Source organism: Agrobacterium sp. FDAARGOS_525, assembly GCF_003938925.1.
In the GTDB taxonomy this organism is placed as follows: domain Bacteria; phylum Pseudomonadota; class Alphaproteobacteria; order Rhizobiales; family Rhizobiaceae; genus Agrobacterium; species Agrobacterium pusense.
Genome location: NZ_RKIU01000004.1, coordinates 1978650 through 1999925, shown reverse-complemented (window position 1 = coordinate 1999925; position 21276 = coordinate 1978650). Strand labels below are relative to the sequence as shown.

The 21276-nt window shown below is 60.2% G+C and carries 18 protein-coding genes; 4 read left to right on the top strand and 14 right to left on the bottom strand.

Annotated elements, in window-relative coordinates:
• Positions 1–83: 83 nt before the first annotated feature.
• Positions 84–1049: a transaldolase gene (gene tal / locus EGT36_RS25695; protein ID WP_034496814.1), complete on the bottom strand. Its 966-nt coding sequence runs from the start codon at positions 1047–1049 to the stop codon at positions 84–86.
• A 205-nt stretch (positions 1050–1254) separates the two neighbouring features.
• On the opposite strand from tal, the gene EGT36_RS25690 reads away from it, so the two are divergent.
• On the top strand, positions 1255–2229 hold the full coding sequence (locus EGT36_RS25690; protein ID WP_044459383.1) for a sugar-binding transcriptional regulator: 975 nt from the start codon (positions 1255–1257) through the stop codon (positions 2227–2229).
• Between the two features lie 67 nt (positions 2230–2296).
• Here EGT36_RS25690 and EGT36_RS25685 read toward each other — a convergent pair whose 3' ends face one another.
• Positions 2297–3169 (bottom strand): methylated-DNA--[protein]-cysteine S-methyltransferase, encoded by an 873-nt coding sequence (locus EGT36_RS25685; protein WP_034496818.1) that lies wholly within the window; start codon positions 3167–3169, stop codon positions 2297–2299.
• A gap of 217 nt (positions 3170–3386) precedes the next feature.
• Positions 3387–3869, bottom strand: coding sequence for a DUF2244 domain-containing protein (locus tag EGT36_RS25680; protein WP_125271319.1), 483 nt, complete (start codon positions 3867–3869; stop codon positions 3387–3389).
• Positions 3870–3906: 37 nt separating this feature from the next.
• Between EGT36_RS25680 and nth the strand changes: the two genes are divergently transcribed.
• Positions 3907–4689 carry an endonuclease III gene (gene nth / locus EGT36_RS25675; protein ID WP_004445242.1) on the top strand — a complete coding sequence of 261 codons (783 nt, stop codon included), beginning with the start codon at positions 3907–3909 and terminating at the stop codon, positions 4687–4689.
• Here the strand turns inward: nth and EGT36_RS25670 are convergent.
• On the bottom strand, positions 4651–5388 hold the full coding sequence (locus tag EGT36_RS25670) for a sulfate transporter family protein (RefSeq protein ID WP_004445244.1): 738 nt from the start codon (positions 5386–5388) through the stop codon (positions 4651–4653). The two genes, nth and EGT36_RS25670, sit on opposite strands and share 39 nt — an antisense overlap.
• Positions 5389–5683: 295 nt before the next feature.
• On the opposite strand from EGT36_RS25670, the gene EGT36_RS25665 reads away from it, so the two are divergent.
• Complete coding sequence (locus EGT36_RS25665; RefSeq protein ID WP_051634323.1) at positions 5684–6517, top strand: MurR/RpiR family transcriptional regulator; 834 nt, start codon at positions 5684–5686, stop codon at positions 6515–6517.
• Between the two features lie 103 nt (positions 6518–6620).
• On the opposite strand, the gene EGT36_RS25660 is transcribed toward EGT36_RS25665, so the two are convergent.
• From EGT36_RS25660 to EGT36_RS25615, 10 genes are all read right to left on the bottom strand, one after another.
• Positions 6621–8198: an FGGY-family carbohydrate kinase gene (locus tag EGT36_RS25660; RefSeq protein WP_108081567.1), complete on the bottom strand. Its 1578-nt coding sequence runs from the start codon at positions 8196–8198 to the stop codon at positions 6621–6623.
• A 60-nt stretch (positions 8199–8258) separates the two neighbouring features.
• A complete protein-coding gene (locus EGT36_RS25655; protein ID WP_037092314.1) occupies positions 8259–8978 on the bottom strand; it encodes an HAD family hydrolase in 720 nt (239 codons plus the stop codon).
• 7 nt (positions 8979–8985) lie between these two features.
• On the bottom strand, positions 8986–10470 hold the full coding sequence (locus tag EGT36_RS25650) for a mannitol dehydrogenase family protein (RefSeq protein ID WP_125271318.1): 1485 nt from the start codon (positions 10468–10470) through the stop codon (positions 8986–8988).
• A 119-nt stretch (positions 10471–10589) separates the two neighbouring features.
• Positions 10590–11588: an ABC transporter ATP-binding protein gene (locus tag EGT36_RS25645; RefSeq protein ID WP_125271317.1), complete on the bottom strand. Its 999-nt coding sequence runs from the start codon at positions 11586–11588 to the stop codon at positions 10590–10592.
• Positions 11589–11600: 12 nt separating this feature from the next.
• Positions 11601–12425 carry a carbohydrate ABC transporter permease gene (locus tag EGT36_RS25640; protein ID WP_004445255.1) on the bottom strand — a complete coding sequence of 275 codons (825 nt, stop codon included), beginning with the start codon at positions 12423–12425 and terminating at the stop codon, positions 11601–11603.
• A gap of 12 nt (positions 12426–12437) precedes the next feature.
• Entirely contained in the window at positions 12438–13310 is an 873-nt protein-coding gene (locus tag EGT36_RS25635; protein ID WP_004445256.1) for a carbohydrate ABC transporter permease, read from the bottom strand.
• A gap of 166 nt (positions 13311–13476) precedes the next feature.
• The gene (locus EGT36_RS25630) at positions 13477–14790 is read right to left on the bottom strand and encodes an ABC transporter substrate-binding protein (protein ID WP_034496827.1); all 1314 of its coding nucleotides are present in this window, start codon (positions 14788–14790) and stop codon (positions 13477–13479) included.
• Between the two features lie 144 nt (positions 14791–14934).
• Positions 14935–15888 carry a sugar-binding transcriptional regulator gene (locus tag EGT36_RS25625; RefSeq protein WP_125271316.1) on the bottom strand — a complete coding sequence of 318 codons (954 nt, stop codon included), beginning with the start codon at positions 15886–15888 and terminating at the stop codon, positions 14935–14937.
• 282 nt (positions 15889–16170) lie between these two features.
• Positions 16171–18021 (bottom strand): ABC transporter ATP-binding protein, encoded by a 1851-nt coding sequence (locus EGT36_RS25620; protein ID WP_022562770.1) that lies wholly within the window; start codon positions 18019–18021, stop codon positions 16171–16173.
• Positions 18022–18070: 49 nt separating this feature from the next.
• The gene (locus EGT36_RS25615) at positions 18071–19234 is read right to left on the bottom strand and encodes a M20 aminoacylase family protein (protein WP_004445263.1); all 1164 of its coding nucleotides are present in this window, start codon (positions 19232–19234) and stop codon (positions 18071–18073) included.
• A gap of 305 nt (positions 19235–19539) precedes the next feature.
• On the opposite strand from EGT36_RS25615, the gene EGT36_RS25610 reads away from it, so the two are divergent.
• Positions 19540–21249: a peptide ABC transporter substrate-binding protein gene (locus tag EGT36_RS25610; RefSeq protein WP_125271315.1), complete on the top strand. Its 1710-nt coding sequence runs from the start codon at positions 19540–19542 to the stop codon at positions 21247–21249.
• Positions 21250–21276: the final 27 nt, after the last annotated feature.

The following is a 21276-nucleotide window of genomic DNA, read 5'->3' as shown; positions in this document are numbered from 1 at the left end:
CAGGGACCCGATCGCGTTTCAGTTGACTGGAGATTTATGTCTCGTAAACGTCGGGGGAACGTGGATGGTTCCCCCTTTTTTCGTCAGGCGGCGGCGGCCGTCAGTTCCTTGCGCACCATTTCGCGCAGCGTCACCAGATCCTTGGCGAAGAGGCGGATACCTTCCGAGAGCTTCTCGGTGGCCATTGCGTCTTCGTTCAGCGCCCAGCGGAATGCCTTCTCGTCCAGCGACTGCAGCGGCTCGGCCTTGACGTTTTCTGCCGAAAGCTTGCGCTCCAGCTTGCCGGTATCCTTGTCCAGCTCTTCCAGCAGCGCCGGGCTGATCGTCAGGCGGTCGCAACCGGCAAGCGCTTCGATTTCGCCGACGTTGCGGAAGGACGCGCCCATGACGACGGTGCTGATGCCATTGGCCTTGTAGTAGTTGTAGATGCTGCGCACGGAAACGACGCCCGGATCGGTCTCGGCGGTGTAGTTTTCGCCGGTCGACTTCTTGTACCAGTCAAGGATACGGCCGACGAAGGGCGAAATGAGGAAGACCTTGGCTTCGGCGCAGGCAATCGCCTGAGCCTGCGAGAAAAGGAGCGTCAGGTTGCAGTCGATGCCTTCGGACTGCAGCACTTCGGCAGCCTTGATGCCTTCCCAGGTGGAAGCAAGCTTGATGAGGATGCGTTCACGCTCGATGCCGCGCTCCTTGTAGGCGGCAATGATGTGGCGGGCCTTCGTGATGGAGGCTTCGGTATCGAATGAAAGGTCGGCATCGACTTCGGTCGATACGCGGCCCGGCACGAGGCCGGCAAGCGCTGCCCCCACGGAGATGGCCAGTCGATCGGCAACGGCGGCAACAACGGCGTCGGACTGACCGCCCTGCTTCTTGCCCCAGGCGACGGCTTCCTTGACCGCATCGGCAAATGCCGGCGTGCCAAGCGCCTTCAGAACGATGGTCGGGTTGGTGGTGCAATCCACCGGCTTCAGGCGGGCAACCGCCTCGATATCGCCGGTGTCGGCAACGACCGTGGTGATGGCGCGAAGTTGTTCGAGTTTGGATGTCATATCGAATGATCCTTCATGATCTCTTGAAAACTTGCTCAGCCGTCATTTCGTTCCCGCACCATGGGTGCGCCCAAGGCCGAAATCGCGGTTTCGTCGGCTTTGACTATCGCAAGCGGCACGGTCGAAAGTCAAGACATTTGCGCATCGCAATTGACATAAGTTTCATGCCTGCGATACTCGGCAAACACAATGAATGGCGGAAACCGTGGCGAAACTGAGAAGAGAAACCCATACGGCCTATTCGGAAGCGGCTTCGCTGCGGCTGCGGGCGGCATGGCTCTATTATAACCAGGGCATGACGCAGAAAGATGTCGCCGAAAAACTGGGTATCAGCCGCTCCACCGTCATCCGCCTGCTGGACGAAGCGATGAAGCGCTCCGAAGTGCAGATATGGATCAATGAGGGCATCGAAGATTTCGTCTCGCTGGCCGGCCAGCTTGAGGCGGCTTACGGGCTGGACGAGGCCGTGATCATCCCCTCTCCAGACAAAGCCAGTGCCGAAGGCACCGCCAAGGCCGTCGGGCTGGCGCTCGGGCAGTTCCTCTCCGAAGCGGTGCCGAATGGCGCCACCATCGGCGTTGGCTGGGGTCGCACCATGACCGCCTCGCTTTCCAGCTTCCGCCCGCCGCGCCGGGAGAACTGCAAGGTCGTTTCGCTGCTCGGCGGTATCGTCGCCGTGCACCAGACCAACCCGCTCGATTACACCTGGCGGCTGGCGAGCGCGCTCGGCGCTGAATGTTACATGTTCCTCGCACCGCTGCTGGTGGATTCGGTTGAGACCAAACGGGCGCTGATCGAAAAATGCGGGCTTGCAACGCTGTACGATCTCGCCGAAACGCTCGATCTTGCCATCGTCTCCTGCGGCGATATCGGCCCGCACTCCACATCTTTGTCGGAAGGTTTCATCTCCAGGGAGACGCTGCGCGAACTCATTGACGCCGGCTGCGTCTGCGACACCATGTTCAACTTCATCGATGCCGAGGGCCGCTCGGTCGATCACCCAATCAACCAGCGCGCCATGGCGATCGATCTCGATACGCTGCGCAAGGCCAAACACATCGTGCTTGCCTCCGGCGGCGCCCACCGCGCCATCGCCATCCGCGCCACGATCAAGCGGATCGGCTGCAATACGCTGATAACGGACGAGGCGGCGGCGCGGGCGTTGATGGCGCTGGTTTAGGCGTTGTCAGGCACTACTCAGACATCCCTCATTCCTGTGACAAACACAGGGATGAGGGAGACCAGCCTCACACCTTTCCCGTTTCCCAGCCCAGCATCGCCCGCTTGCGAGTGAGGCCCCAATGGTAACCCGTTAGAGCCCCGCTTTTGCCGACAGCGCGATGGCAGGGAACGACGAAGGACACCGGGTTTGCCCCCACTGCGGCACCCACCGCGCGGGAGGCGGTGGGCTGGCCGATATCACAGGCGATGTGCGAATAGGTGACCGCGCGGCCCATCGGGATTTTGAGGAGGCTTTCCCATACCCTCACCTGAAAATCCGTACCGAGCAGCACAACACGCAGCGGCCTGTCCGCCGACCACATTGACGGATCGAAGATACGGGCGGCATAAGGCGCGGTCGCTTCGCGATCCTCGACATAATCCGCATTCGGCCAGCGGCCGGCCATGTCCTCAAAACAGGCCCTCTCCTCACCCGGATCGGCAAAAGCGCAGCCGGCAAGGCCACGATCGGTCACCATGACCAGCGCAAGACCGAAGGGCGAGGCGTGGAACCCGTAACGGATCGTCAGCCCGCCGCCCTTCGCCTTCCATTCGCCGGGCGACATGGCTTCATGCGTGACGAAGAGGTCGTGCAGGCGTCCCGGCCCCGACATGCCGACCTCGATCGAGGTTTCGAGCAGCGGCAGATCCTCCTCGCGCAAAAGCCGCTTGGCATGATCGAGCGTTACAGCCTGAAGGAATGCCTTGGGCGAAAGGCCGGCCCAGCGGGTGAAAGTCTTCTGCAATTGCGTCGGTGACTGGCCGAGCCTTGCGGCAATGGCTTCGAGGGAGGGCTGCTCGCGATAATCCAGCGTCAAAAGCTCGATGACCCCGCGCACCGTGTCGTAATCGGATCCGATGGGGGTGATGTCTTCGTTCAGCGCAATATTGGCGTTCATCGCAAATCTCCTAACGGTTAAGAGAAAACCATTAAAGCGTGGTCGTCTCCACCCGTTTCTTGCGCCCTGCTCCATTTCTACCGTCATACCGGCCTCGAGCCGGTATCCAGCCAGCCCAAGTCCTTGGGCTGAAAGGAGTCTTTTCCGCCGCGCCGACGCGCGTCGGCTGGATTCCGGCTCAGGGCCGGAATGACGGAGGGAGAGCTGGATTATCCTCTTACATCCGCCGCCGCACCGTCGCCAGCGCACCGCCAAACGCCTTGGCAAAGCTTTCCCGATCATCCGGATTGAGGAACGAGCCGATGTCGGTCGCCCGGCCCTCGCCCGTCACATGCATCGAGACGATGCCGATCTCGTCATGCCGCCTCACCCTGAAACGCGCCCAGAACGGATTGGAGCGATGCTCCACCATTCGTCCGGCAGGGGAGAATTTTCGGATCGACAGGCTGGTGCGCGAGACGCTGACCTCCTCCCGCACCTTGGCCGCCCGGTAATTGGCGCGGAAAGCGATATAAAGCAGCAGAAAATCCAGTCCGAAAAACAGGCCGATCGGCCACGCTCCAGTGGCGAAGAAAAAGCCGCCATAGATCAGGCAGGCAAATCCCGACAGGATGAGAAGGAGCCGGAAACCGCGGCGGCCAAGCGAACGGTGCGGAACGAGTTCCGCCGCGAAAATCGGCTGGTCGTTGAGCGTATCCACGTTGCTTTCCTTTGGGCGGGCTGGCTATAGATAATCCATGACAATCGCCAAGAAACGATCCAGCACCCAAACCTTGAAAAAGTCAAATCCGGCAGCCGCGCGCAGGCCGGCGCGGGTGAAGACGGCCTATTCCAGGGAGGAGCTCAGCGAAATCTTCCGCCGCTTTTCCATCCAGCGGCCGGAACCGAAAGGCGAGCTGGAACATACCAATCCCTTCACCCTGCTGGTGGCTGTGGCGCTGTCCGCACAGGCGACCGATGTGGGCGTGAACCGGGCCACCCGCGCGCTGTTCAGGGTGGCCGATACGCCGGAAAAGATGCTGGCGCTCGGCGAGGAAGAACTGATCGGTTACATCAAGACCATCGGGCTTTACCGTAACAAGGCGAAGAACGTCATTGCCCTGTCGCAGATGCTGATCGACAATTTCGGCGGCGAGGTGCCGAAGACCCGCGACGAACTGGTGACGCTTCCCGGTGTGGGCCGCAAGACGGCCAATGTGGTGATGTCGATGGCCTTCGGCGTGCCCACGCTTGCGGTGGACACACATGTGTTCCGCATCGCCAACCGGCTCTGTCTTGCGCCGGGCAAGACCCCTGACGAGGTTGAAGACCGGCTGATCCGCATCATTCCCGAAGAATATCTGTTCCATGCGCATCACTGGCTGATCCTGCACGGGCGTTACTGCTGCAAGGCACGCAAGCCGGAATGCGAGCGCTGCGTGATCGCCGATATCTGCAAATCGCCGGAAAAGACCTTCGATATTCCGGCGCCGCTGGTGGAATTACCCGCGCAGCTGTTCGGTTCGGCTGGCGGCGAATGAAGGGTCGCGGCGGCTGACAGCCTTGTGCAGATGCACCATCATGGAGGCCGCAAAAAGCGGCGTCAGCAGGTTGAGGAATGGAACCGCCAGAAAGGCCGCAATGACCAGCCCGGCCATGAAGACGGTGGTGCGGTGTTTTACCCGGAACAGCCGGGCGTCAGCGGGCGAGCGGAAACGCATCGCCGCGAATTCGAAGAATTCCCGGCCGAGCAGGTAACCGTTCACCAGAAAAAACGCGATGAGGTTGATACCGGGAACAAGCAGCAGAAAAAGCGCAATGAGGTTGCCGGCAATGACAACGCCGAAAAACTTGATGGAGGAGAGCACGGCCTCGCCCATCGGCATCGCCTTGCCGGGCGGATCGTCCGGATAGCTCTTTTTTTCAACCACTTCGGCAACATCGTCGAGAAACAGGCCGGCGATGACGGCAGTGACCGGCGAGATGAGCAGCGCCAGTGCCAAAGCCAGCCCTATTCCGGCGAAAATGGCGAAAACGAAGCTCAGCCAGCCCGCCCAGTCCGGCACGCCGGGAATCAGCGCATCTATCCATGGCAGGGCGAAATAGATGAAGATCGAGCGGATGGCGAACCACAGGGCCGCGAGCACGAGAAGGGTGAGCCCCAGTACCTTCCAGAATACCGACCGGGTTTCGGCGGCAAAGAGATTTTGGAAGGCGAGCCGCGCCGCATCAAAAATCATTCGGAACTCCTTGAAGCTTCTCGGGTTGGGGCACTCTCTCAGGAGGAGATAGGCGATGACCCCATCCTGCGCAAGACGGGGACCCAAAAGGTAGATTAGCGCGATCTAAACCGGAGATGGAATTTCTCTTGAATAAAAGGTATCTCTAAAATATAATAATATACCTATCATAATTCGCATTCCGGTCCGGTGGAGGACAAGGCCGGAAAAGCTATCCCCCACCGTCAAATTGCGGTTCGCACGCTTGTCTGCGCGCGCGCATGCATCATCGTTCAATAAAGATAAGAATGAGGCGTTGGTGGAAAAGCTGCTGTTGAACCTTACGCGCGCCATGAAGGCAGGCACCCCTTCCGAGCGCAAGATCGCCAAATATCTGATCGAACATCTCGACGAATTACCGTTCGAGACGGCGCAGACGCTGGCTGCGAAGCTCGGCCTCAGCCCGATGACGGTCGGACGTTTCCTGCGCTCGCTGGGATACCGGCAGTTCAGCGATATCCGCGCCGATCTGCGCCATGCCGAAGAAACCGCCGGCGCGGACCAGCCCGCAACGGCGGAAGGCGGCGAACGCCAGTCCAACCCGTTTTCACAGCTTCTTTCGCAGCAGATCCAGGCCGTCCAGACTGCCTTCGACATGACGTCCCAGTCAATCTGGCGGCTTGCCATGAACGAGATCGCCACGACGGGCGATGTCTTTCTGGCAACCTCGCCGGAAGGTCTCGATGCCGGGCGGCATTTCTACGCGCGTCTTCTCGAAAGCCGGGGGCACATCCATTATCTCGGCAGCGACAGCGCCGCCTATGTTGCCCTGTGGGATTTCGACGCCGCGAAGACCCTGCTCGTCATCATGGATTGCGGCGGCAGCCTGTCACCGCTGCAGCGCTTGGCTGCAATGGCGCGCAAGAGCGGCTATCGCACATTGCTGATCACCACGCGCTTTTACGAATGGGGTCCGGAAAGTGCCGACCTCTGTCTCGCCATGCCGCAGGCGCAAAATGGCGGCCAAGGCTTGCTGCAACTGGTTTCCCTGCTGGAATTCACCCTCTGCGCGCTAAGCGCCGGGGCCGATGACGCAACAAAAGCGCGGGCGAAAAACTTTGCCGCGCTGAAGCGCTCGCTACGCGGCTGATCTGCGCTTGGCACGCGACAGGATCGAGTGGCCACCACCTGTTTCTTCTCCCGCCGGAGAAGAATCGCGCGGCATCCGTCAGCAAAAATTCCACGCTGATAAGTCAAAGGCTTTCCAGCTCCTGACGATGCCGGTACATGGCGAGAAAACGGCGATAATCCCGCTCATAACGTGGTCCCCGCGCCGGATCGCCTGATATTTCCGCGTTGCCGGGATACATGGCGGCGCCAGCAGCCGCGAGGCTTGCATGCACCCCGCCGGCGGTTGCCGCTGTCATTGCCGTGCCCAGTAACACCGCATCGGCGGTGGCGGGAACCACGATGCGCTTGCCGGTCACATCGGCATAAAGCTCCATCAGCAGCGGGTTTTTCACGTGTCCGCCAGTGACATGCAGGCTCTCCACGGCATAACCGAAACGCTCCATCGCATCGAGCACATGGCGCGCGCCGAGCGCAATCGCCACGGCGGTGCGCCAATAGAGACGGCAGAGGCTGTCGAAAGACGTATCCAATGTCAGCCCGCTGATGACGCCGACGGCGTGCGGATCGGCAAGCGGCGAGCGGTTGCCGTGAAAATCCGGCAGCACATGCAGCCGCTCGGCAAAGGCCTCGCCCTCAAGCGCCCGCAATTCCGTTACCCGCGCAACGATGCGGGCATGCAGCGCCGTATCCGGCTCCCCGCCCGCCGCATGCATGCGTACCATATGATCGAGCAGCGCGCCGGTGGCCGATTGCCCGCCCTCCACCAGCCAGTGCCCGGGCAGGATCGCCTGCCAATAGGGGCCCCAGAGGCTATGGCCGGGCATCTGCCGCTCCGACACCGCAACAAGGCAGCTCGAAGTCCCGGCGATCAGCGCAACATGGCGGCCAACATCGGCAGACAGGCATCCGCCCAGCGCCCCCAGCGCGCCGGCATAGGCGTCGATCATGCCCGCAGCGACCTGACAACCGGTGTCGAGACCAAGCTCGGCTGCAGCTTCGGGCGAAAGCGGACCGATGCTTTCTCCCGGCATCACGGTGGTTTCGGGGAGCCCCGCCCGATCTCTCAAGTCGGCAAGCCCCGCCAGTTCGAGATAATCCGCCTGCCAGCCGGGATTTTCCTGCGCAAGAAAATTCCACTTCGCCGTCTGCGTGCAATTTGAACGTTTTGCTGAACCGGTCGCTTTCCACGTCAGGAAATCCGCCAGATCGAAGGCGAAGGACATGCGCGACCAGCTCTCAGGCATATGCTGCTTCAGCCACATCAGCTTCGGCATCTGCATTTCCGGCGAGACGCTGTTGCCGGCGAAATCCAGCACCCGGTGTCCCGATGCCGTCAGCCGGTCGGCCTCCGATATCGCCCGGTGATCGAGCCAGACGATGGTGTCGAACCGGTCTTCCCCGGTCACGGATACCGAAACCGGCTCACCCCGCCCATCGCGGATGACGAGCGAACAGGTGGCATCGAAACCGATTGCAGCAATGCTTTGCGGCGGAACACCCGCCTCGGCAAGCGCTGCCCTTACCACGATGCAGACTGCCTTCCATATGTCGGTGGAATCATGTTCGGCGTGGTTTTCCTGCGGCCTCTGCATCAGGATCGGATGGGTGGCGCGGGCAAGCAGCCGGCCGGCCGCATCGAAAATGCCGGCCCGGGCGCTGGCGGTGCCGACATCGACAGCGACGAGATTTTGACGCTTCAAGACTGCAATTCCATCCCTTGCGCAACGGCCCGGCGACAGCGGCGGCAGGCGAAATCCGTTTTAGCCTGCATCACGTTCCGCTTGGCCGCCCAAACCGCCCTTCCCCACATAGCTGCCGACAAGTTGGACCAAATCCGGCATCGCGTCAAACACGGCATCCGCGCCAAGCCCGGCGATCTTTTCACGGAATGCGGGAAAACGGGCATGCGAACCACCGGTAAAAGCAAAAACGCCCATGCCGGCGGCCTTTGCCGCGGCAATACCGGCCGGGCTGTCCTCGATCACGATGCAGTGACGCGGATCGACGCCCATCTGGCGCGCCGCGTGCAGAAAGAGATCAGGCGCCGGCTTGCCGTTCTTCACCATGGTGGCGCTGAAGACATGCGGTTCGAATTTGTCGATCAGGCCGGTCAACCCCAGTGAATAACGGATACGTTCCGGCTGACTGGAGGAAGCAACACAGCGCCTGAATGGCACAAGCCTGTCGAGCGTCTGCGCAATGCCGTCGATCGGCTGCAACTCGCTTTTGAAGCGCTCGAACAGCGTCGCCCGCATATGATCGAGAAAATCGATATCCGTCTCGACACCGTAATCCTCGAACAACGTCCTTGTCATGCTGGCGACGCTTCGGCCGAGAAAGCGCTCATAGGCTTCCTCCTCCCCCATCGTCACACCCAGATGGGAGAGCATGTCGAGGAGGACGGAGATGGAAACCGGCTCGCTGTCGACGAGAACGCCGTCGCAGTCGAAAATCAAAAGGGGGCCGGTGTCGTCTTCCATCTCATCGTCACTTTTCAGCCAGCTTGTCATCCAGATAAAGCTGCAAGGTCTTCGCTGTACCCTCTTGCCACAGCGTCTTCAGCGCGTGGGCGAAGCGTTTACGGAAAAGTTCCGATTCGGCAACTGCTCCGAAAATATCGTTAAGCGCGAGGAAGGCCATGGGATCGTCCTTGGCCTTGATGGCCGCCGCCTGCAGGCGCTCGGCGCTGGCATCGTTGAAGACGATTTCCTTGCCGCTGTCGGACGTGCCGTAGAAATAGCGGCACCACAAGGCCGAAACCAGCGAAAGACCGGTGATATCCTCTCCGCGCTCCAGCCGGTCGGCGGTGGAAGGCAGGATGAATTTCGGCTGGCGGTTGGAACCGTCCTGCGCCAGGCGCGGAATGGTGTCGCCAATCTTCGGATTGAGGAAGCGCCGCTCGATCAGCGCGAAATACTCATTGAGGTCCGTATCCGGCACCGGCGGAATGACCGGTATGATCTCTTCCTTTTCGAGCTTTGCCAGAAACGCCCGGATCAGCGGATGCTCCATCGCCTCGTGGACAAAGTGGATGTCGAGCAGCGCCGCAGGATAGGCGATTGCCGCATGGCCGCCATTGAGGATGCGGATTTTCATATGCTCATAGGGCGCAACATCGGATACGAACTGCACGCCCGCCTTTTCCAGCGCCGGGCGGCCCGCCGGGAAATTATCCTCCATCACCCATTGCTTGAATTCTTCGCAGAAGACCGGCCAGTTGTCGTCGATGTTGAAGTCATCCCGGGCGATGTTGCGTTCGCGCTCGCCGGTGGCTGGCGTGATGCGGTCGACCATCGAATTGGGGAAGGCAACGTTTTCGCCAATCCAGTTGGCAAAGGCCGGATCGGACAGGGCCGCCAGCCCGACCACGGCATTTTTCGTGACCTTGCCATTATGCGGAATGTTGTCGCAGGACATGACGGTGAAAGGCTGCACGCCTCTGTCGCGCCGCACCTTCAGCCCGGCGACGATCAGCCCGAACACGGTTTTCGGCGAAGCCGGATTTTTGCCGTCTTCGGCAATCGCCGGATGCTGCGGATTAAAGGAGCCGGAGGCGTCAATGAAGTAACCGCCTTCCGTGATCGTCATGGAGACGATGCGAATCTTCGGATCGGCCAGTTTTTCGATGATCGCCGCGCTGTCGCCGACCGGCAGAATATCGATCATCGGCCCGGTGACACGCGCACCGGTGCGGTTATTGTCCTGCTCCACAACGGTCGTCAGGAAATCCTGTGCGGCGAGTTTTTCGCGCATCACCATATCCGACGGCAGGACACCCGCGCCGATGATCGCGAAGTCATGGTCCGCTCCGGTGTTGAAGAGGTCGTCGAGATAAACCGCCTGATGGGCGCGGTGGAAATTGCCAACGCCGAAATGCACGATGCCGGCAGAAAGATCGTCCCGGCTGTAGGACGGAACGGCCGCGGTCTTTTTTGCTTCGTCAAGCGTTGCGAGGGAAAGTTTGCATGTCATGTCATGATCCTCGAAGGGAAAACGGTGGTCTTGCCAATCGCCCTGTCGCGGGCATTCGGACTATCTGCAAACGGCCGCCACCGAATGGCGAGCCGCTGCGTCTTTAGGGCCAGCCCCGCCTAGATTGCTTTGCCCTTGTCATCGAACCTGTGGATTTTGGTATCGTCGGGCGTGATGAAGACAGTGTCGCCGTGCTTGCAGGCGAATTCGCCGTCCGCGCGGGCGGTAATCGGGCCGATGCCTGGGACATCGATATGCAGAAAAGTGTCGGAGCCGAGATGTTCGGCGACGGTGACCTTGCCCTGCCAGAGACCGCTTTCCTTCGACAGCACCAAATGTTCCGGCCGAACCCCGGCTGTGGCGGCACCCTTTTGGCGGGCGAAGTCACGGGTGATGAGGTTCATGCGCGGCGAGCCGATGAAGCCGGCGACAAAGAGGTTGGCGGGAGAGCGATAGAGCTCCATCGGCGAGCCGACCTGCTCGATATTGCCACGGTTCAGCACCACGATCTTGTCGGCCATGGTCATGGCCTCCACCTGGTCGTGGGTAACGTAGATCATCGTCGTTTTCAGCGTGTTGTGCAGCTCGGAGATTTCCAGCCGCATGGTGCCGCGCAGCGCCGCATCGAGGTTGGAGAGCGGCTCATCAAACAGGAAGGCGGAAGGCTCGCGCACGATGGCGCGGCCAATCGCCACGCGCTGGCGCTGGCCGCCCGAGAGCTGTGAGGGCCGGCGTTCGAGATAATCGGTGAGGTTCAGCACCCGTGCCGCATCCTCCACCTTCTTGTCGATAATCGCCTTGTCGAGCTTGGCCATCTTCAACGGAAAGGCGATGTTGTTCCTGACGCTCATATGCGGATAAAGCGCATAGGACTGGAACACCATGGCAAGGCCACGTTCGGCCGGCGCCCGCTCGGTCACATCCTTGCCGTCGATGACGATCTTGCCGCCGGAGACATCCTCCAGCCCGGCGATGAGGCGCAGAAGCGTGGACTTGCCGCAACCGGAGGGACCGACGAAGACGACGAATTCGCCATCGTTGATATCGAGATCGATCGACGGGATGACCTTTGCCTCACCGAAGACCTTGGACACGTTCTGAAGGGAAATGCTGCCCATGTTTGTCGTTCCTTATTTCACGGCGCCAAAGGTCAGGCCGCGCACGAGTTGCTTCTGCGAGAACCAGCCAATGACGAGAATGGGGGCGATCGCCATCATCGAGGCGGCCGAAAGTTTTGCCCAGAACAGCCCCTGCGGCGAGGAGAAGGAGGCAATGAAGGCCGTCAGTGGTGCCGCATTGGTGGTGGTCAGCCGGATGGTCCAGAAGGATTCATTCCAGGCGAGGATGACGTTTAAGAGCAGCGTCGAGGCAATGCCGGGCACCGCCATCGGTGTCAACACATGCACGATCTCGTTCCACAGCGATGCGCCATCCATGCGGGCCGCTTCCAGGATCTCGCCGGGAATTTCCCGGAAATAGGTGTAGAGCATCCAGATGACGATCGGCAGGTTGATGAAGGTGAGCATGATGGTGAGGCCAATGCGGGTATCGAGCAGGCCGGCATTGCGGAAGATCAGATAGATCGGCACCAGCACGGCCACCGCCGGCATCATCTTGGTGGAAAGCATCCACATCAAAATGTCCTTGGTGCGCTTGGTCGGCGAGAACGCCATGGCCCAGGCGGCAGGAATGGCGATGATCAGCGCGATGATCGTCGAGCCGAGCGACAGCACCACCGAGTTCATGAAGGGCTTGAAGTAATCGCGCTGGGTCTGGACCGTCACGTAATTCTCAAGCGTGCCCGAGGGAATGAGGCTGAAGCCGGCGATCGCCTCCGGCTCGGTCTTGATCGAAGTGAGGAAGGCGTAAAGGATCGGGAAGAACAGCAGGAGCGCGACGATCCATGCAGCGATGGAGAAGCCGATCTTTGCGCGAGTGGTTGTCTTGCGGGCCATGATGTTTCCCCTTTACCGGTCGAGGTTCTTGCCGACGGCGCGCATCAGGAAGATGGCGACGATATTGGCGAGGATAACGGCGATGATACCGCCGGCCGAAGCGCCACCGACGTCATAACCCAGAAGTGCGGTGCGATAGATCAGGAAGGCAAGGTTGGTGGAAGCGTAACCCGGGCCACCATTTGTGGTGACGAGGATTTCCGCGTAGACGCCGAGCAGGAAGATTGTCTGGATCAGAATAACGACGGTGATAGCGCGGGAAAGATGCGGCAGCGTCAGATAGATGAAGCGGTTGACGAAGTTTGCGCCATCCATCTCGGCCGCTTCCTTTTGCTCACCATCGAGCGATTGCAGCGCGGTGAGCAGGATCAGCGTCGCAAAGGGCAGCCATTGCCAGGCGACGATGATGATGATGGACAGCAGCGGAAACTGCGCGAACCAGTCCACGGGCTGGAAACCGAAAAAGCGCGAGAGATCGGCAAGCACGCCATAGCCGGGATGCATGATCATGTTCTTCCACACCAGCGCGGCAACCGGCGGCATGACGAAGAAGGGCGAGATGATCATGATGCGCACGATGCCCTGGCCGAAAATGTCGTTGTCAAGCAACAGAGCAATGGCAATGCCGCCGATCACGGTGATCAAAAGCACCCCGCCGACGATCAGCAGCGTGTTCCAGATCGACTGGAAAAAGGCGGGATCGGTGTAGAAATACTGATAATTGAACAGGCCGGCGAAGCTGACATTGGCTGGGTTCAGGAGGTTGTAGTTCTGGAACGAGAACCACAGGGTCATTGCCAGAGGCACGATCATCCAGACCAGAAGCAGCAGAACCGAAGGCGCAAGCATCACCCGCGCAAGACCGCTTGTGTTTCGTGTTGCCATTTGCACTCACCTCCCCTTGGGCTCGGGCATCACGAGATGCGCCCGGCATATCCGGAAGAACCGGCTCATTCTTGTTTTGATTTGAAAGCTATCGAAGCCGCATGGCGGTCTTCAGCCCGCAGTCTCGCTGCCCGGCATTGGCGCCGGACAGCGATCTTCGGGAGGATTACTTGATGTAACCGGCGCGGGTCATTTCGCGCGTCGCGGTCGACTGGGCGCTGGCAAGCGCATCATCGACGCTGGACTGGCCGGCAACGACCGCCGAGAACAGCTGACCAACCGTGGTGCCGAGCGCCTGGAATTCAGGGATCGCCACGAACTGGCCGCCGGTGTAAGGCACGGGCTTTACAGTCGGCTTGGTGATGTCGGCGGCATCCATGGCGGCAAGCGTCGGCTTGGCGAAGGCGGCAGCCTTTTCATAGTCGGCGTTCTTGTAAAGCGAGGTGCGGGTGCCCGGAGGCACGTTTGCCCAGCCTTCCTTGGAAGCGACGAGTGCGGTGTAGTCCTTGCTGGTTGCCCAGGAGATGAACTTCTCAGCGGCTTCGGCCTTCTGCGAGCTCTTCGGGATAGCAAGGTTCCAGGACCACAGCCAGTTGCCGTGGTTCTTCAGCTCGCCATGGGTCGGGAAGAGCGCGTAACCCACCTTGTCGGCAACGGTGGAATCCTTCGGATTGGAAACGAAGGAGGCAGCCACAGTGGCGTCAATCCACATGCCGCATTTGCCCTGCTGGAACAGCGTCAGGTTTTCATTGAAACCGTTGGAGGAGGCACCGGACGGTCCGGCATCCTTCATCAGATCAACGTAGAACTGCAGCGAGCTCTTCCATTCCGGCTGATCGAACTGCGGCTTCCAGTTTTCATCGAACCAGCGGCCACCGAAGGAGTTGGTGAGCGCGCTGATGAAGGCCATGTTCTCGCCCCAGCCGGCCTTGCCGCGCAGGCAGATGCCGTTGATATCGGCCTTGCGGTCGGTGATCTTGCGGGCCGCATCGCCGATGAATTCCCATGTGGGGTTATCAGGCATCTTCAGGCCGGCTTTTTCAAACAGGTCCTTGCGATACATGATCATGGCGGATTCGCCATAGAAGGGGGCTGCGTAAAGCTTGCCGTCAGCGGAAAGGCCGCCACGGATCGCCGGCAGAATGTCGTCGACGTCATATTTGTCGCCGAGCTTTTCGAGCGGCAGCAGCCAGCCCTGCTTGGCCCAGATCGGCACTTCGTAGTTGCCGATGGTCATGATGTCATATTGACCGCCATTGGTGGCGATATCGGTCGTCACACGCTCGCGCAGGACGTTTTCTTCAAGCGTTACCCATTCGACCTTGATATCCGGGTTCTTGGCGGTGAAGTCCGAGGTGAGACCCTGCATGCGGATCATGTCGCCGTTGTTCACGGTGGCAATGGTCAGCGTCTCGGCGGAAGCAAGGGTCGAAAAGGCGAGTGCCGAGCATGCGCCCAGCAAAATGGTCTTCAATGTCATATCTTCCTCCCAGAAGAAAAATGATGAGCATTCGCTTTGCTCCGGGGCATTTACTCACCTGGAGACCAAAAATGTCAAGCGACATCCTGTGCTGCGACGCACAGGGAAAAACCAAGCTCTTGATTTTACGTAATTAATTTTTGCTCAGTGTGTGAGCAAATATTCACTTGTCGCTTCGTCGGTGATGAGCCCGTTCAACAGGCCACCCTTCAGCGCCGCCAGAATCGATGCGTTCTTGCGCGCACCCTGCGCCATGCCGATGACGGTGCAGGTGTCTCGTGAGGGAATGGGAACGGAGGCGACGCGCTCGTTGACAGCGTGATCGAGGATGTCGCCGTTGGCATCATAAATCCACCCACAAATCTCTCCCACCGCCCCGCTCGCCATCAGTGCCTTCATCTCGTCGACATCAAGAAACCCATCGACGCAGAGCGGTGCATTTTCGCCGAGTTCACCGATACCGACGAAGGTAACATTGGCAGCGGCCCCCAGCGCCAGCGTGGAGCGCACCATGGATTGATCGTGCAGCAACTCGCGTTCTTCCGCCGATGAGCAGAGCACCGGCAGCGGCATCGGGAAATGCCTTGCCTTGATGGCATCGGCCATGCTGAAGATGACGTTGTAATAGGCGGCCGATCCGTCTGGGCCGATATTGCCCGTCAGCGAGACGATGCGGTGCTGCGGGCATTCCATCGGCGGCAGCTGATCCACGGCGGCCTTCAATGTACGGCCGGTGCCGATGGCGAGCACGATGGGATCGACATTTCTCAGCCAGCGCTCGATTTCCGCCGCGCCCGCTTCGGCAATGCCGACGGTCGAGGACACACCGGCGGGATCGCTCGGCACCACCTCGATATATCGAAGGTCGAATTTCTCTTTCAGCCGTTCGGCCTTTTCGAGACAGGCGGCGATGGGGTGGTCGAGCCGAACCTTGATCAGCCGCTCGGCAACGGCCAGCGACACCAGCCGCTGCGCCGACTGCCGGGAAATGCCCATGGCGGCGGCAATCTCGTCCTGCGTGCGACCGGCGACATAATAAAGCCAGCCAGCACGGGCCGCATCATCCAGCCGTCCATGTGCGTCGTTTCGTCTGGCCATGCCGCTGCCCTCTGAGAATTTCGTCTGCGCATTTGCTGGCATTTTTTTGCAGCGGCTGTCAAACGGGGGATGCGGAAGAGAACGCTCGGCGGTGCGGCGTAATTCTTCTCCCCGCCGGGGAGAAGGTGGCCCGAAGGGTCAGATAAGGGGGCAACGCCAGCGATATGCGGGGAGCTTGCCCACTCATCCCGCTGCCGCGGACTTCTCCCCCTCGGGGAGAAGAAACAAGTGGCCGCCGCCCGATTCCCTACCGGCGCTCAGCCCGAAGCCAGCACTGCTCAATCAAGCCGCTTCCTGCACCAGGTGCCCCGCCGAAACCTCACGATAAAGCCGCTGCGGCGGCACATAGTCCACCGGCCGGATCGGGCTTCTGATCTCGTCGGTCGCCATGTTGCGCTTGATCTGCCGTCGCGCGGGATCAGGCACCGGAACGGCGGACATCAGCTTCTTCGTATAGGGGTGCTGGGGATTATCGAAAACGGCCGCGCGCGGGCCGATCTCGACGATCTCGCCAAGATACATCACCGCCACCCGGTGACTGACGCGTTCCACCACCGCCATGTCATGGCTGATGAACAGGAAGGCGAGGTTGAGGTTCTGCTGCAGGTCGAGCAGCAGGTTGCAGACCTGCGCCTTGATCGAGACATCGAGCGCCGATACCGCCTCATCGGCGACGATGACCTTGGGATCGAGCATCAGCGAGCGGGCAATGGCGATGCGCTGGCGCTGGCCGCCGGAAAATTCATGCGGGAAGCGCCGCATCATATCCGGGCTCAAGCCCACTTTTTCCAGAAGATCGGCAGCCTTTTCCCGGGCCTGCTGTTTGGTTCCGAGGCGATGTTCGATAAAGGGCTCCATGATCGCCGTGCCGACGCTCATGCGCGGGTCGAGCGAGGCGAAGGGGTCCTGGAAGATCATCTGCACGCTGCGGCGCATGGTTCGCAGCGTCGTCTTGTCGAGCTTCAGCACCTCGTAGCCATCGAGCATGACATCGCCTGACGTCGGCTCGATCAGCCGGGTGATGGAGCGGCCCGTGGTGGACTTGCCGCAGCCCGATTCACCCACCAGCGAGAGGGTTTCGCCCTCGGCGAGATCGAAGGAAACCTTTTCCACTGCATGCACGGCGCCGGATTTGCGGCCGAATAGGCCGGAGCGGATGTCGAAACGGGTGGTCAGATCCTTGACCGAAAGGATGGGCGTGCGGCCGCCGGAGACAGTATCCTTCACGTCCGCCACAGGCTGACTTTCGCCGGTCTTGATATCGATGATCGGGAAGCGGGCCGGCAGCAGCCTTTCCTTCATCGAACCCAGCTTCGGCACCGCGGAAAGCAGGGCACGCGTATATGGGTGGCGGCCACGATGGAAGATGTCGTCGGTGGTGCCGGTTTCCACCACATCGCCACGGAACATGACGATGGTGCGGTCAGAGACTTCCGCCACCACGCCCATATCGTGGGTGATGAAGAGAACCGACATGCCCTCCTCTTCCTGCAATGTCTTGATGAGGTCGAGAATCTGGCCCTGGATGGTCACGTCGAGCGCCGTCGTCGGCTCGTCGGCGATCAGCAGCTTCGGTTTGGAGGCAAGCGCCATGGCGATCATCACGCGCTGGCGCATGCCGCCGGAAAACTGGTGTGGATAATCGTCGAAACGGTTCTTCGCGTTGGGAATGCGGACTTTTTCCAGAAGCCGGATGACCTCAGCCTTCGCAGCAGAGGAGGAAATATCCTGATGTACGGTCAGCGCTTCGGCGATCTGCTTGCCGATCGGAAAGATCGGGTTGAGGCTGGTCATCGGCTCCTGGAAGATCATCGAAATGTCCTTGCCCCGGACCTTGCGCATCTCTTCTTCCGGCAGCGCCAGCAGATCGCGCCCGCCGAGCATGACCTTGCCTTCGATGCGGCTCGTCTTTTTATCGAGCAGCCGCATGATGGAGAGCGAGGTGACGCTCTTGCCCGAGCCGCTCTCGCCGACGATCGCCACCGTCTCACGCGGCGCGATCTCGAAACTCATATTGCGCACCACGGATTTCCAGCCGCCATCGACGCGGAAGGAGGTGGTGAGATTTTGAACCGATAAAACCGGGCTGACCGAACCGCCGGTCTGTTCCATTGATGTCGCTGCCAAAAGCATGCCGATCTCCTGAAAAGCAGAAGGCGGCCACGAGGGGCCGCCGGATGTCTCATGCAGCAAGTGCAGTTTCGGCCATCGAAACCCAGTAGCTGATGCCGTAAGGCAGCGCGTCGTCGTTGAAATCATAGGCGGCATTGTGCAGTCCGGCGGTATCGCCATTGCCGATGAAGATGAAGGCGCCGGGGCGCGCTTCCAGCATGTAGGAGAAATCCTCTGCGCCCATATGCGGATTGGGATTGGTGTTGACGGCGTTGGCGCCGGCCACACCCATCGCCACGCCGGTCGCGAATTCTGTCTCGTCACTGTGGTTGAACGTGACGGGATAACCGCGATCGTATTTCACCTCCACCGTCGCGCCATGAGCCATGGCGGTGGCGGCGGCCACTTCCTTGAGGCGCTTTTCGGCGAAATCGCGGGTCTCCGGCAGCAGCGTGCGCACGGTGCCGGTCAGCGTCACTGCACCGGGAATGACGTTGGACGCCGTGCCGCCATGGGTGGTGGCCACGGTGACGACGAGTGATTTCAACGGATCCGTCTCGCGCGAGACAATGGATTGCAGGGCGATGATGATATGCGCCGAAGTCAGCACCGGATCGATGGAAAGATGCGGTGCCGCCGCATGGCTGCCCTTGCCGGTGATGGTGATTTCGAAACTGTCCGCAGCCGCCATGGTGGAACCCTTGCGGATGGCGAACTGCCCGACGGGGATGCCCGGCTCGTTATGCATGCCATAGACCTGCGAGATGCCGAATTTCTCCATCATGCCATCATTCAACATGGCAAGCGCTCCCGCGCCACCTTCTTCCGCCGGCTGGAAGATCACGGCCACCGACCCCTTGAAATTGCGCGTCTCGGCCAGATATTGCGCCGCACCCAAAAGCATGGCGGTATGCCCGTCATGACCGCAGGAATGGGCCTTGCCCGGCGTCTTCGAGGCCCATGGCTTGCCGCTCGTCTCAAGGATCGGCAGCGCATCCATGTCGGATCGGAAACCGATGGTCGGACCATCCCCGTGCCGGCCCTTGATGATGCCGACCACGCCTGTTTTGCCAATGCCCGTTTCGACCACGTCGCAGCCGAAGGATTTCAGTTTTTCGGCAACGAATTTCGATGTTTCGTAGACATCGTAGAGCAGTTCCGGGTGTTCATGCAGATGGCGCCTCCAGCCGGCAACTTCTTCCTGCATTTCAGCCACACGGTTCAATATCGGCATTCTCTTTTTCCCTTTTTTTGTTCCCCGCCGGGTTGTCGGACGCCATATTGAGTTTGGAATTTCCTCTTTTGCAAGCATGAAATTTGCTGCATGAGCGAAAAATAGGCCCAAAACTAAATGGCTCAAAATTTGTTCATCAATGAAACATTGGGACTTGCTTTTCAAAAAAACTGACAATAGCATCATCTGGAATGGAGGAATATTCCTTAGCAAAGTCAAATAGTTAGAATAACAGGCCTTGCACATGACGACGGGAAAAGCGTCAAACATTCAAACAGATAAAATCCAAAAAGGGGAAAACCACAATGAAGAAGCGCAGCGTTCTCTTTGCCGGCACGGTGGCGGCCATGGCTCTCGCGGGCTCTGCCGCCCACGCCGAGCGCGGCAGTGACGGCGAACTGAAAATCCTGTTCTGGCAGGCCGTATCGACGCTTAATCCCTATCTTTCGGGTGGCACGAAGGAAGTCTACAGCTCGTCCATGGTTATCGAGCCGCTGGCGCGGTATGACGAAAAGGGCGAGCTGGTGCCGATGCTGGTGACCGAGATTCCGACGATCGACAATGGCGGCGTCGCGAAGGATCTTCTCAGCATGACGTGGAAGCTGAAGACCGACGTGAAGTGGTCTGACGGCACGCCCTTCACCGCAGAGGATGTGATCTTCACCTGGAAATATTGCACCGCACCCGATGGCGGCTGCGCGCAGGCGGCACAATATGAGGGCGTGAAGAACGTCGAGGCCATCGACGCACACACCGTCAAGGTCAGCTTCACGGAGCCGAAACCCTACCCCTATTCGGCATTCGTGGGCGCACAGTCGCCGGTCATCCAGAAGAAGCAGTTTGAAAAATGCGTCGGCGCGGCAGCTCCCGGCTGCACCTCCGCCAATTTCGGCCCCATCGGCACCGGCCCCTTCGTCGTCAAGGATTTCAAGCCGAACGACGTCATCAGCTTCGTCGCCAACCCCAATTACCGTGACCCCGCCAAGCCCGCCTTCGCCACGGCGACCCTGAAGGGCGGCGGCGATGCCGCTTCCGCCGCGCGCGCCGTGCTGGAAACCGGGGAATTCGACTATGCCTGGAACATGCAGGTGGAGCCGGAAATCCTCGCCACCATGGTGGCGGCCGGCAAGGGCAAGCTGGAAACCGCCTTCGGCACGCAGGTCGAGCGTATCAATCTCAACTGGTACAATGCCGATCCTTCGCTGGGCGACAAGCGCTCCACCAAACACGCCGGTCCCCATCCGGCCATTTCCGATCCCGCGGTACGTCGCGCGCTTTCGCTCGCCATCGACCGTGAGGTCATCGATGAAGCAGGTTACGGAGAAGCGGGCAAGCCGACCTGCAACATCGTACCGGCTCCGGAAGCCGTCGCTTCCACCAAGAATGACAGCTGGTGCCTGAAGCAGGATGTGGAAGGCGCAAACAAGCTATTGGACGATGCCGGATGGGTGAAGGGTGCCGATGGCATTCGCGCCAAGAATGGCGTGAAACTTTCCTTCCTTTACCAGACGTCCACAAACTCGGTTCGCCAGGCCACGCAGGAACTGGTGAAGGACATGTGGTCGCAGATCGGCGTCGCTTCCGAACTGCGCAATGTCAGCGCCTCGGTCTTCTTCGGCGGTGACCCGGCGAGCCCGGATACCTTCCAGAAATTTTATGCCGACGTCGAAATGTACACCAACAATTTCGACGGTACGGACCCGGAAAAATATCTGGCGGAATGGCTGTGCGACAAGATTCCGGCCCCTGAAAACGGCTGGCAGGGGCAGAATATTCCGCGTTACTGCAACCCGGAATTCGACAAGCTTGTGGGTGAGCTCTCCAAGACCGCCGACCTTGCCAAGCGTGCGGAGATTTCCAAGCAGCTCAACGACATGCTGACGGAGGAAGGCGCGCATATTCCGCTCATCCACCGCGGCAGCGTTTCCTCGCATTCGCTGACGCTGGAAGGCGTGCGCATGAATGCCTGGGACTCGGAACTCTGGAACGTCGCGGACTGGTCCCGCAAGAAGTAACACGCAGATGCGCCGGCTTCTCCCCCG

Bases quoted from the DNA above. Each gene is read 5' to 3' on its own strand.
- EGT36_RS25650 (WP_125271318.1), bottom strand. From the start codon at position 10,470: ATGACATGCAAACTTTCCCTCGCAACGCTTGACGAAGCAAAAAAGACC.
- EGT36_RS25670 (WP_004445244.1), bottom strand. From the start codon at position 5,388: ATGATTTTTGATGCGGCGCGGCTCGCCTTCCAAAATCTCTTTGCCGCC.
- EGT36_RS25615 (WP_004445263.1), bottom strand. From the start codon at position 19,234: ATGCCGATATTGAACCGTGTGGCTGAAATGCAGGAAGAAGTTGCCGGC.
- EGT36_RS25610 (WP_125271315.1), top strand. From the start codon at position 19,540: ATGAAGAAGCGCAGCGTTCTCTTTGCCGGCACGGTGGCGGCCATGGCT.
- EGT36_RS25630 (WP_034496827.1), bottom strand. From the start codon at position 14,790: ATGACATTGAAGACCATTTTGCTGGGCGCATGCTCGGCACTCGCCTTT.
- EGT36_RS25685 (WP_034496818.1), bottom strand. From the start codon at position 3,169: ATGAACGCCAATATTGCGCTGAACGAAGACATCACCCCCATCGGATCC.
- EGT36_RS25640 (WP_004445255.1), bottom strand. From the start codon at position 12,425: ATGGCCCGCAAGACAACCACTCGCGCAAAGATCGGCTTCTCCATCGCT.
- nth (WP_004445242.1), top strand. From the start codon at position 3,907: ATGACAATCGCCAAGAAACGATCCAGCACCCAAACCTTGAAAAAGTCA.
- EGT36_RS25655 (WP_037092314.1), bottom strand. From the start codon at position 8,978: ATGGAAGACGACACCGGCCCCCTTTTGATTTTCGACTGCGACGGCGTT.
- EGT36_RS25645 (WP_125271317.1), bottom strand. From the start codon at position 11,588: ATGGGCAGCATTTCCCTTCAGAACGTGTCCAAGGTCTTCGGTGAGGCA.
- EGT36_RS25635 (WP_004445256.1), bottom strand. From the start codon at position 13,310: ATGGCAACACGAAACACAAGCGGTCTTGCGCGGGTGATGCTTGCGCCT.
- EGT36_RS25625 (WP_125271316.1), bottom strand. From the start codon at position 15,888: ATGGCCAGACGAAACGACGCACATGGACGGCTGGATGATGCGGCCCGT.
- EGT36_RS25620 (WP_022562770.1), bottom strand. From the start codon at position 18,021: ATGCTTTTGGCAGCGACATCAATGGAACAGACCGGCGGTTCGGTCAGC.
- tal (WP_034496814.1), bottom strand. From the start codon at position 1,049: ATGACATCCAAACTCGAACAACTTCGCGCCATCACCACGGTCGTTGCC.